This window comes from Planktothrix sp. FACHB-1355, from assembly GCF_014748295.1.
Classification (GTDB): domain Bacteria; phylum Cyanobacteriota; class Cyanobacteriia; order Cyanobacteriales; family Aerosakkonemataceae; genus Aerosakkonema; species Aerosakkonema funiforme_A.
The window spans coordinates 1-11,105 of record NZ_JACJUP010000086.1 but is presented as its reverse complement, the minus strand read 5'-3'; the positions used below and the strand labels follow the sequence as shown (position 1 = coordinate 11,105).

The following is an 11,105-nucleotide window of genomic DNA, read 5'->3' as shown; positions in this document are numbered from 1 at the left end:
AGATGCACGCTTTCTATTTTTAGGTACAGCTTTTAGCTCCGAAGCAATTTTCGCCGATCTCGATATGCCAGCTTGTGATTGGATTGAGATTGTACCCCGTTTTGCAGGCGAGGAACTGCCAAAACTTTTGAGTAAAGCAACGGTGGGAGCTTTCCCCAGTTACATTGAAGGATTTGGTTTTGCGGTATTGGAAAAACTGGCTTGCGGTCTTCCGACTGTGGCATATAATGTTCCTGGCCCGCGAGAAATGTTACATCATTTTGATGATGACTTGATGGTGACTGCTGGTGATTCCGAACAGTTTAGCAACCAGATAATCAAGCTGCTGACTTTGGATGAAGTGAGTTATTCTCAGCTTTCTCAACAGTGTATTGAAGTTGCACGTATTTTTTCTTGGAGTCAAATTGCTAAGGATACATTGGATGTTTATAGAAAGTTTTTAGGTGTGTAAAAAATCAATTGGAGAGATTTTTATGAATTCCAAACAAAAAGCGGTTCAAATTATTTGGCAATTGTTAAAATATTATCTGGGTGATGCTAATGCTTTAAAAATTATTAAGTTTTGGCTGCATTTACTACCTTCTAAATACGCATTTCCTTTAACATGGGTGACTCTATCTGAATTTCCAGTAAATTCTCAATCTGAATTTGAATATACCTACGGAACGGCTCGGCAATTCCCGCAGAGAATGGTAAAGGTTAATCCAAATTGTTTGCACGCTCGCTTTTTTGTGGTTAGCGGGTACTATGAGGAATATCTGACAAAAGAAATTATGTCGCCGCAAAGGAAAGGATTATTTGTTGATATTGGTGCTAATTTTGGTTATTACTCGGTTTTGTGGCTGCAAAAGGATGAAACGCGAGCGATCGCTGTTGAACCAGTCCAAGAATATGTGGAAATTTTGCATGAAAATCTCAAGGATTACGATTCTAGATATTTAATTTTTGATGGCTGTATAGGCGATCGCGATGGGGTAGCATTCTTGGATACTTTGGGAGAGCCCACGATGTTGAGTAAAGTGGTAGCTGATGCCGCTCGACCAAACACCCGTAGCGTTCCTATGCTGACTTTAAGCTCTTTGTTAAAGAAATACAATGAAGAAAAAATAGATGTACTTAAGGTTGACGCTGAAGGTTATGACATTAATATTTTAGAGAGTTGTAAACCTTTGTTTGAAGCGAAAGCTATCAAAACAGTGTTCTGGGAAACTGCAAACTCTCCAGAAGAAAAAAATATCATTGAGTTTTTGGAAAATTTGGGATATTCCAAAATATTGGATAAAGCATCGACAGGCTATGAGTTAGTTTCTAACTTGTAACTTCCTCCAAAGCGGTTTTAATTCGCGTTTGCACGGTGTTATCTTGTTCTTGAGTTAACGCTTGTTGTAAAGATGCGATCGCTTCAACTGTAGCAATTTCTTGCAGGGAAACTGTAGCTGCATAACGCAGCGCCCAATCTTCCGTTTTCAACAATGCCCAGGTTAGTTTTTCGATCGCACGCTTAATCATTTCTAGGTCGCCAGATGTACTGCCGATGCGTCCCAAACCCCGCGCTGCAACTCGTCTGACATTACCCTGACAGTGATTTGCTACTTCCACACCCACCACTTCCAGCAACAGATCCAAAGCTCTACCGTCGCCAATTTTAGCTAAAGCTTGAACGATATAAGCTTGCAGTCCGTGATCCGCAGAAGCTCGGAAAGCAGCGATTAATGGTTCTACAGAGTGTGGCGCAAGTTTCACCAATCCTTCCACCGCCGCAGCTGGTACAGAAGGATGATGATGGCTCAAAATTTCTATGAAAGCAGCGATAATTTCTTCTGTATTCTCTACAGTGGTTTTCCTAGCAGATAAAGTTTGAATTAAACTCACTGTATCAGTGGGAGTTGAGGCACGACGTAACTGCTGAATTAACCAAGCAATATCTAAATCTCTAGACCCTTCGCTATTGTTGATGTTAAGTGCGTTCATACTTAAAATGCTATTTTTTTTTTAGTTTGGCAAAGAATTGGTTTAGCTCAAAGTTGAATCAACAAATCATCTATTGCGCCCAGCAATAAGCGGGTTGTTTTTTGCTTTTCTACTTCATCCGAGCGATCGCTACTTAATACAGATTCTAAAATTCGCTTCAAATTCAACAGCTTTAGACTATTAGCCACCTTAGCATTAATAATTGCTTCTGCTGCTTCTATGTGACCGATCGCTCCCAAATCGAATGCTGCTGCCCAGCGCAAATACATATTTGGGTGAGTCAGATTTTTAATAATTCGTTCGATGTACTGAGGCTCTTTAGTAAAAATATATAAATATCGAGCGGCAGCACATTGAACGCGCTCAGAATTGTGTTCCAGAAATCCCTCGATTTGCTTTTGTGCTGACCAAACTTGTAAAGTTCCCAGCGCTTCAATCAAAGCTTCCAACGGTTGCTCGCCTTCCGATCCTAAGAGTTCCAGCAAAGGTTTTTCTGCTCTTGAATCGCCAATAGCTGCTAATGCTTGAATCGCTGCTTCTCGCAGTTGCAAATCTTCGCAGTTCAATGCCTCCAACAATGCAGGCACTGCTTGCGTATTTTTCAATTGACCGAGAGCCCTTGCTGCTTGACGCCGCAGGGGATATCCGCCTTGGGGAGTGCGATAGCGATCGTCTTCTAGCGCCTCGCAAAGTACGGCCCAAGCTTCTTCAACTTGATGCTTGCCTAACCACCAAGCAGCGTAATAGCGAATTTGATTATCGTCTCCTTTTAAGGCAGCGATCGCAGCTTCTTTAGAAAGGATTAACTCTGGGGGTGAAGTAGCAGTCATAGCAAAATTTTTAGATAAACATTAGGGACTATAGACAAGCAAAATTCAAAAGTCAAAAGTTAAAAAAATATTACTTATTTTAACTTTTGGCTTTTGACTTCCCAGTCTCCAGTCCCTACTTACTCAGGCTTGTTCAATTTTGACTATCTTACCACCACGACGGTGAATTTCTTGGTAAGTCGTCGAAAGTTGGTCGTAAGACACGGTATAAACCCGCTTGCTCTGACGCACTGCTACCTTAGAGCTTACGCCACCGACAACCGCTTCAATTCTGTACACTCTGGCATCTCCACGTACAGCCGCGCTGGTTAAAGTTCCACCGACCGCCTCAGAAGATCTGCCTAATACTGACAGCGGTGCCCTAATTGAATTAGGCAAATTCATCGACACTTTTTGCCGCAGTCGGGAATTTTTGCCGCCAAACTGAGCGTTATCGCTGTTAGCGCTACCCCGGAAAAGCTCAAATATCCGGTTGTATCCAACGGTTTTCATTCCTGGCAGCGACTGAAAACCACGGTAAAAGGGAACCACATAATTCCCAAAAGCATTGTCGTATTCTGCACTGTAGAGATAAGAATCGATCTCTGCTTCGTAGCCTTGAGAATTATACAAGTCTACATGGTAGGCAATTTCCGACTGGTCGTAGGGAGCGCGTCCCAACAAATGCTTGTAGTTGAGCTCGATAAAACGAACTTGCGAATTATTGTAGAAAAAGCGCTCTTTGTAAAGTTCGGATTTAGCCAAAATCTGGATAAATTGCCGCACGTTGATTGTGCCGTTACGTAACAAAGCTTCGGCACTGGTGAATGATTCGCTGGCATAAACCCCTTGGCGACCAAATACTTGATCGTAGGCTACCCGGAATATTGCTCGCAATTCATCTTCGCTCCAGTTCGGGCGAAGTTCAACTTTTCTGCCAGTTTCCGAACTAATTCCCAGCCGCTCTTCGACCGCTAAACTGCTCATTTTTTAAGCTCCCTTGCAAATTTTTGGCTTTCCATCCACTTTTTATGAATCAGGGTCTGGGAAACAGACAATTGCTGCTATCAGGCATTAGTTATCAGTCATTAATTATTATTTAGTGTTCGCGTTAATTGCTGATTCTCTTAACAATTAACTGCCAACAATTACTAATGACCGATTTCCAATAACCGACCGCTCGACGATTGCCTATATCTCAGACCCAAAAGCCTTCTTAGCTTAAAGCGTTGATGGCATAGTTGATGTAGTTGTTGGCTTCACCAGCCGCATCACCCGATAGACCGTGATTGTCGCGGACGAATTCCAGAGCGGCAACATACCAGCTGGGAGACAGACCCAGGGCAGCGTTGAGTTCTTTGACACCAGCTACTACGTACTCATCCAAGGGGCCAGTACCGCCTACTACACAGCAGTAGCTGATAGTACGCAGGTAGTGGTCGATATCGCGCACGCACTTGTTTTTGCCTTCTTGGGTAGAGGCATATTGCGGGCCTTGCATTTGAGTGGTGTAAGGGAATTTTTGATAAACGTGATTGGCTGCTGCTTCAGCCCATTTTTTGCCATTAGCGGCGAATGCACGAGATGCTTCCAAACCAGCTTTAGCGCGGTTGAAACGACCAAAAATCGCTTGCAATTCGGTGTTGCTGACGTATGCGCCACGAGAATCTGCTGCTGCAATTGCTTCGGTCAAGGGGGTTTTCATGATGCTTTTATACTCCTATGTTGTGCGAAATGATTTCAAAAGGTGTAAGTCGGTGACTTTTTAGGCAACAGCCGCAGCAGCGCGATCGAAGTAGCCAGCTACTTCAGACATCAAAGAGCTGCAATCGCCTTTGGTGATACCGTTGGGATTGTTAGCGATCGCGATCGCTGCATCTTTCATCTTTTGAATGCCAGAAGCAACAACATTTCCAGGAGTGCCGAGAGCTTGATAGGTTTCGCGCAGACCGTTCAAGCAGCGATCGTCCATAACGCTGGCATCGCCTGCTAGCACTGAATAGGTAACGTAGCGCAAAATGAAGCCCATATCGCGAATACAAGCAGCTTGGTTGCGGTTGTGGAAGCAAGCACCGCCAGCATTAAAAACTTGAGCATTTTCGGCTACCAAAGCGCGATAAGCGTTGGCAACAATCGTCGAAGAGTTGGCGGTCAGGCGGTTGACTGTATCTAAACGCTTATTGCTGTCGGAAACCATTGCCGAAAGAGCATTAATTTCGTCGTCGCTCAGGTAAGCGCCCTTTCTGTCAGCTTGTTCTACAACTCTGGAAAAAGCGTCAAGCATTTTGTCAAGCTCTCCTAAAATTAATTTACTTTTATCCCTCCAGACAGTTATTTAACTGCCTTGATTTGAGAGATTACAGCTTAAAAGTAAAAAAATTGGGGTAGAAATCGAGTAAAAAGCGAGAATATGTTTTAATGAGTATTAATTCCTAAGTAATTATTCTCAAACCCACACAATCACACTTTAGGCTAATTTGTCAATAGCACGATCGAACGATCCCAGAAACCCGGTTTTTGAGAAAAATAGGGCTTCTGATCTATGTCGAACTTACCCTAACGATTAATTCGTTCAATTAAATCGATAATTGCATCGCAACGAAATTTTTTAACTAAATCCGTCAAATATTGGGCTAAAAAAGCTTCTTCTGCTGGAATTTCGGCAATTAATTCCAAAATACGGTCATTATCGATAGAATCAGCCGCCTCGTATAGCTGTGTTATCCACCCAGAAGGCATTACAGTTAGAGATTCCGGTTCTAGCTGCTTTTGACTTTCTCTAGATTGGGTGGAAGTAGTAGATTGCGCTTCTGAGTAAACGTAACGCACCCCCAAGTAAGTGGCGAGCTTTTCCAAGAGTACTTCTTCTCGAAAAGGCTTACGCACAAAATCATCGCAACCTGCTGATAAAACGGTGATGCGATTTTCTTCAAAAACACTGGCAGTCAAGGCAATAATTACGGTAGCTTGACCTTTTAAATGCGCTTTAATATATTTAGTCGCTTCGTACCCGTCCATCACGGGCATTTGCATATCCATTAATATTAGATTTGGTTCCCAACTTTGCCACTCTTCAATAGCTTGTTGACCGTTTTCTGCTGCACGCACGTCGAACCCAAGTGGGGAGAGTAGATGAATCAAAAGTTGGCGGCTTTCCCAGCGATCGTCTACTGCTAAAATGCGATATTTTGGTTGATTGGGAGCTAATGCGATCGCTCTCTTACTTGACTGGTAAGTTTGAACTTCTTTCGCTTCTACCAGCTCAACTTTGACATCAAATTTAAAAATAGTTCCCTCACCCAACACACTATTAACAGTAATATCCCCTCCCATCAGTTGTACGAATTGTCTGCTTATCGGCAAACCCAAACCAGTACCTTGCTCCGAATTTCTTCCCGTTTCTGTTTGCACAAAAGGGTCAAATAAAGTATCAAGCTCGTGGGGCGCTATACCAGGGCCGGTATCTTCTACTTCAAACAAAAGCTTGCGGGATTTTGTGGCATTTTCGCTTACAATTTCTGCTAAATCATTTCCCGGCATCACGCGCAATACCACACCTCCCGACGAAGTAAATTTGATGGCGTTGCCAATCAGGTTAATTAAAACCTGACGCAATTTATTTTCATCTGTTCGCAGGTATTGCGGAGTATGGGGAGCGCAATCAAAAATCAGCTGCAATCTTTTAGATTCAGCTTTGAGTTGCAGCATTTCTTTGATCGAATTGAGCGTAGAAATTAAATCAAAGTTATTCTCATTGAAAGCGATTCTGCCAGCCTCAATTTTGGACATTTCCAATACATCATTAATCAGCTGCAATAAATGCTCTCCGCTGCGTTCAACTATTCCCAATTGTTCCCGCTGCACTTGATTGAGGCTATTGTCGCGGGCAAGCAGTTGAGTGAAACCCAGGATAGCATTGAGTGGGGTTCGCAATTCATGGCTCATCTTCGAGAGGAATTCGCTTTTAGCTTGGTTGGCGCGTAAAGCAGCTTCTTTAGCTTTCTCCCAAGCTGCTTCTGCTTGTTTGCGATCGCTAATGTCGCGGGCCACCCATGTCACCGAATTATTTGGTAGCGGTGAAATGCTGGCTGCAAACCAAATTTCCCGTTCGCCGACGGACAGACTGTAATCAAAGTTGATGGTTTCTTGGCTGTCTAATGCTTGCCGAACTTTACCAAACCAAGTATTGTTTTTGTCTTGAAAAAATTGTTCTATGGTTAAGTTAACAAGGTCAGTTTCAAATTTATAAAAGCGACCGGGATTTGTTGGCACTGCGGTGATTTCTTCACGATCGTTAACAATTAATACAATCTCAGACATTGCCTCAAATATTGTCCGAATTTGCCTCTCGGAAGTGCTGAGCTTTTGTTCTAGTAAGTTGCGCTCGTTAATTTCTTGTTGCAGTTGGGCATTAGCTTTTGCCAATTCCGTTGTGCGTTCCACCACCTTCTGTTCTAGAGATGCGTTTAACTCTTCCAGTTCTGTTCTAATTTTTTGTAAAGTCTGATTTTTATAAATTAATTCTTTATCCTGAAAATAACTGCGAATTGCTTCTGTAACTGTCAAACAAAGGTCTGTTTCGTCCCAAGGCTTACCAATGTAACGATAAAGATTAGCATGATTCAGCGCATTACCCACTGCTTCCGTACTAGCTTGTCCGGTCAACATAATCTTCAAAGTTTTTGGGTACAGGGAATGAATTTTGATTAGCAGTTCATCTCCTTTTATCCCCGGCATTATTTGGTCGCAAATAATTAGAGGTATCTCTATATCATCTGCTTGTAATTCTGCCAAAATTTCTAAAGCTTCTTCGCCGTTTTCAGCTAGTTCAATGTCAAACTCGCTTAATAAGTGATTATTTAGCTGATCCCTAAGACTAACCAGTACAACCCTTTCATCGTCAATGCAGATAATCGCACCTTTACTCATTGCTTTCCTCCAACCCCGATTTGAGGATTTGGATTAAAGTTTCTTCATCCCAAGGTTTGGGTATATAGCTATGGAGGTTTGCATACTTTCGAGTTCGTTCTATGGCTTCCTCATCCGCTTGTCCAGTCAATAATACCGTCACAATGTTAGGAAATTGTTGGTGAACTTTAATGAGAAATTCATCTCCTTTCATATTCGGCATTAGCCAATCGGAAACAATTATAAGAATTTTGATATCTTCTTGGTTTAATTCTTCAATAATTTCCCAAGCTTCGTCAGCACTTTCTGCGAATTCGCAGACATAGCGCTCGCCTAAATAATTAGTTAATTGATCTCGCAGACTTAACAGTACAATTCTTTCGTCATCTACACATAAAATCGCTTTTTTGACCATAACACTACCTCGCCTTAAATTTATTTAATGGGTAGCCATACGCGAAAGGTTGTTCGACCTGGTTCGCTCTCTAACTCAATTTTACCGTGATGCTCATCAATAATCTTGTGGGTAATATGTAACCCCAATCCGCTACCTTCTCCATGAGGCTTAGTTGTAAAGAAAGGTGTAAATATTTTATCTTTTATTTCTGGTGGAATGCCACAACCAGAATCAGTAAATTGGACTACAATATGATTATCCCGTTCGGATACATCTATTCTCAACTTGCCCTTGCCATTCATGGCTTGGATAGCATTATGAATCAAATTTGTCCAAATTTGATTGATGCCTTCTGGATAACATAGTATGGCTGGTACGTCTTGATAATTTTTGATTACTTCAATTCCTTGTTTTAACTGATTGCGATAAAGAGTAAGAGCGATATCTATTCCTTCTGCAATCTTAGCTTTGGTCATTTGCCCAAAATTTTCTTGACGGGCGTAATTCTTAAGAGCTAAAACAATTTTTGAGGCTCGCTCGCTAGCCATTATAATATTCTGAACGTTATTTTGTTGCACTGACCAATAAGAAGCTGCTTCTAAAATTAACTTGTAATTGGGAGAGTGCAAAAGATGAATAAAAAGCTCGACATTTTGAGTAATACCTATTTTAATCAGAGTAGAAGCAATCGCATCTGCATCTTCAATACCTTGGGCTTCTAATTCTTTTTTTAGGGCGCGTTTAAATTGCCGTTCTTCTTTGAAAGAAAGGTCTTGAGGGTTTTGACGAACAGTTTCTAATAAAGCAAACAATTGAATGCGATCGCCGCTATCTAGCTGCTCGAAAAGCTGGGGCAATTGGCGAATTGATTTTTCTAATGCAGTGGAAATATTACTAATTGAAGCTCGAATAGCTCCCAGCGGAGTGTTAATTTCGTGAGCTATACCTGCAATTAGCTGTCCTAATGCTGCCATTTTTTCTGCTTGAATCAATTCTTCTTGCGTAGATTTGAGATTGCTAAGAGCTTGTTGCAATTCTTGGTTACTCGCTTGCAGTTGAGCCGTGCGTTCTTGTACTCGTTGTTCCAGGAAGGCGTTGAGACGGCGCACTTCCGCTTCGGCTTCAATGCGCTCGTTAAGAGCTTGCTGAAGTTGAGCGTTAGCAAGAGTTAATTCCAGAGTTCGCTTTAAAACTTCTGCTTTTAAATATTTCTTGGCATCTCGCAAGGCTTCCTCTACTTGTTTGCGTTGCGCGACTTCCTGTTTCAACTCTTGGGTTGTTTCAGTGATAGTTTGCTGTAAAATTTGCACGGTGGAGTACATTTCCACAGGATCTAAAGCTTGCAATAGAGTGCTTTGGGTGATGATTCCAGCTAAATATCCGCGCTCGTCAACTACTACCAAGCGGCGGATGCTGTGCTGCTGCATGATTTGATTGGCTTGCCACAATGTAAAATTGAGCTGCGCGAGAACCAGAGGGGAACTCATCACTGCTGTGGCTGGTGTTTGAGCGATATCCAACCCTTTGGCTTTAAATTTAACAATATCTCGTTCGGTGATGATCCCAATAGGTTTTTGAGGTTGGTTAGCTGTATTTAGCTTAAACTTTCTTTCCAATAACAAATTTTCTTCTGTTTCTTCACCCTTTTGTCTAGACGGGGAGGAATGGGTAGTGGCTTGTTGGCAAATGACAATGCAGCTTTTGCGGTGGGTCGCCATCTGCCGCGCTACCTCAAAAACCGAAACCTCGGTACTAACAGAGATCGCTTCGGTTGTCATAATTTCCCTAACGCGCCGCATTTGCAGCAAATCGCTGGGTTTGAGGATTGCCCTTAAACTTTGTGGAGTGATAACGCCGACCACCTTTTCGTCTTCGTCTGTGATGGGCAAATGACGAATTTGGGATGAGCGCAGCAAAGCTAATATCGAGAAAATATCGTTGGCTTCTGCAATATTGAGGGTAATCAATTGCCGAGTCATCACCTGAGAGATCGGAATGCCCTCTAAGGAGATTTTGTTGGCGGTGATTTTCACAACATCCCGTTCTGTGAAAATACCGAGTACTTTATGTTGGATGCCGACTAAAACATAACTGGAGCTCGAGTTGCTCATAGCAGCGATCGCTTCCAGGGTGGAAGTGTTGGGAGGTACGATCGGGGGATAGCGATCGATCGCCCGCTCTATAAAATTTTTCGGCTCGCAAAAATCTTGTTCCATCGATGAGTGCGGATGACAACTAATTGCCAATGTAAAACATTTTTACCTACACCCACGAGCTTCGATATTTATCTTTTTTGCTTAATTTTTTGCCCAACGCAGAGCCAGCATAGTGATATCGTCAAATTGAACCGTATCGGCGATGTGGTCGCGCAAACTTTTTTCAATGCTGTCCACTAAAGCATTTGCACCAGTTGTCGGCTCTTGGGCTAAGGTTAGCAACCTTTGCTCGGTGAAAAATTTACCTTCTGGGTTGTGAGCTTCCGGTACGCCATCGGTGTAAGTTAATAAAATATCACCAGGTTCTAGCTGAACTTGTTGAGTTTTAAACTTCGCGTTAGGCATCATACCCACGGCAGGGCCAGTCGGCTTCAAGCGGTTTTTCACCCCAGACTCACCAATAATAATTGGTGGCTCGTGTCCACCATTGACATAAGTCAGCAAACCCGTGGCAGGATTTAGCACACCAAAAAACATAGTGGCAAACATACTCATCTGCCAGTGAGTTTTGGCGATGTAATTGTTGGTAAGGGAAACTGCTTTGAGAGCGTCGATTTCTGCCGAATAGTCAGCTTTATGAGGTGCGATCGCATCGTCTGCTGAGATAGCCGGCTCTCTCTTCAGCACATCCGATTCTTCTAAGCGAATTTGGCCGGAAAACAGCCGCATTAAGCTGCGGAACAAAGCCATAAACAAAGCGGCACCCACGCCTTTGTCACACACATCAGCAATCACCAAGCCCACATAGTCCCCTGGCAGTGTGAAAGCGTCATAGAAATCCCCAGCTACTTCGCGGGCGGGGTA

Annotated in this window: 11 protein-coding genes; 2 read left to right on the top strand and 9 right to left on the bottom strand. The window is 42.7% G+C overall.

Annotated features, from left to right (window positions below):
* Together H6S82_RS06460 and H6S82_RS06455 are read left to right on the top strand one after the other, a co-directional pair.
* On the top strand, nt 1-451 hold a 451-nt coding region (locus H6S82_RS06460), incomplete at its 5' end, for a glycosyltransferase family 4 protein (protein WP_206756853.1).
* A gap of 22 nt (nt 452-473) precedes the next feature.
* Nucleotides 474-1,319 (top strand): FkbM family methyltransferase, encoded by an 846-nt coding sequence (locus H6S82_RS06455; RefSeq protein WP_190461265.1) that lies wholly within the window; start codon nt 474-476, stop codon nt 1,317-1,319.
* Here H6S82_RS06455 and H6S82_RS06450 read toward each other — a convergent pair.
* The 9 genes from H6S82_RS06450 to H6S82_RS06410 all read right to left on the bottom strand — a co-directional run.
* Nucleotides 1,309-1,971, bottom strand: a complete 663-nt coding sequence (locus tag H6S82_RS06450) for a HEAT repeat domain-containing protein (protein ID WP_190461267.1) — start codon at nt 1,969-1,971, stop codon at nt 1,309-1,311. The two genes, H6S82_RS06455 and H6S82_RS06450, sit on opposite strands and share 11 nt — an antisense overlap.
* 47 nt (nt 1,972-2,018) lie before the next feature.
* Nucleotides 2,019-2,801, bottom strand: a complete 783-nt coding sequence (locus H6S82_RS06445) for a HEAT repeat domain-containing protein (RefSeq protein ID WP_190461270.1) — start codon at nt 2,799-2,801, stop codon at nt 2,019-2,021.
* Between the two features lie 123 nt (nt 2,802-2,924).
* Nucleotides 2,925-3,767: a phycobilisome rod-core linker polypeptide gene (locus H6S82_RS06440; protein ID WP_190461272.1), complete on the bottom strand. Its 843-nt coding sequence runs from the start codon at nt 3,765-3,767 to the stop codon at nt 2,925-2,927.
* Between the two features lie 229 nt (nt 3,768-3,996).
* Entirely contained in the window at nt 3,997-4,485 is a 489-nt protein-coding gene (locus H6S82_RS06435) for a phycocyanin subunit alpha (RefSeq protein WP_190461273.1), read from the bottom strand.
* Between the two features lie 60 nt (nt 4,486-4,545).
* Nucleotides 4,546-5,064, bottom strand: coding sequence for a phycocyanin subunit beta (locus H6S82_RS06430; protein WP_190461275.1), 519 nt, complete (start codon nt 5,062-5,064; stop codon nt 4,546-4,548).
* Nucleotides 5,065-5,336: 272 nt separating this feature from the next.
* Nucleotides 5,337-7,709, bottom strand: a complete 2,373-nt coding sequence (locus tag H6S82_RS06425) for a response regulator (RefSeq protein ID WP_190461277.1) — start codon at nt 7,707-7,709, stop codon at nt 5,337-5,339.
* On the bottom strand, nt 7,702-8,103 hold the full coding sequence (locus H6S82_RS06420; RefSeq protein WP_190461279.1) for a response regulator: 402 nt from the start codon (nt 8,101-8,103) through the stop codon (nt 7,702-7,704). The genes H6S82_RS06425 and H6S82_RS06420 overlap by 8 nt, the downstream gene beginning before the upstream one ends.
* Before the next feature lie 20 nt (nt 8,104-8,123).
* Nucleotides 8,124-10,301 (bottom strand): CBS domain-containing protein, encoded by a 2,178-nt coding sequence (locus tag H6S82_RS06415; RefSeq protein ID WP_190461281.1) that lies wholly within the window; start codon nt 10,299-10,301, stop codon nt 8,124-8,126.
* Between the two features lie 81 nt (nt 10,302-10,382).
* Nucleotides 10,383-11,105: PP2C family protein-serine/threonine phosphatase (locus H6S82_RS06410; protein WP_191056097.1), on the bottom strand; the 723-nt coding region annotated here is incomplete at its 5' end.

Bases quoted from the DNA above. Each gene is read 5' to 3' on its own strand.
- H6S82_RS06455 (WP_190461265.1), top strand. From the start codon at position 474: ATGAATTCCAAACAAAAAGCGGTTCAAATTATTTGGCAATTGTTAAAA.
- H6S82_RS06450 (WP_190461267.1), bottom strand. From the start codon at position 1,971: ATGAACGCACTTAACATCAACAATAGCGAAGGGTCTAGAGATTTAGAT.
- H6S82_RS06445 (WP_190461270.1), bottom strand. From the start codon at position 2,801: ATGACTGCTACTTCACCCCCAGAGTTAATCCTTTCTAAAGAAGCTGCG.
- H6S82_RS06440 (WP_190461272.1), bottom strand. From the start codon at position 3,767: ATGAGCAGTTTAGCGGTCGAAGAGCGGCTGGGAATTAGTTCGGAAACT.
- H6S82_RS06435 (WP_190461273.1), bottom strand. From the start codon at position 4,485: ATGAAAACCCCCTTGACCGAAGCAATTGCAGCAGCAGATTCTCGTGGC.
- H6S82_RS06430 (WP_190461275.1), bottom strand. From the start codon at position 5,064: ATGCTTGACGCTTTTTCCAGAGTTGTAGAACAAGCTGACAGAAAGGGC.
- H6S82_RS06425 (WP_190461277.1), bottom strand. From the start codon at position 7,709: ATGAGTAAAGGTGCGATTATCTGCATTGACGATGAAAGGGTTGTACTG.
- H6S82_RS06420 (WP_190461279.1), bottom strand. From the start codon at position 8,103: ATGGTCAAAAAAGCGATTTTATGTGTAGATGACGAAAGAATTGTACTG.
- H6S82_RS06415 (WP_190461281.1), bottom strand. From the start codon at position 10,301: ATGGAACAAGATTTTTGCGAGCCGAAAAATTTTATAGAGCGGGCGATC.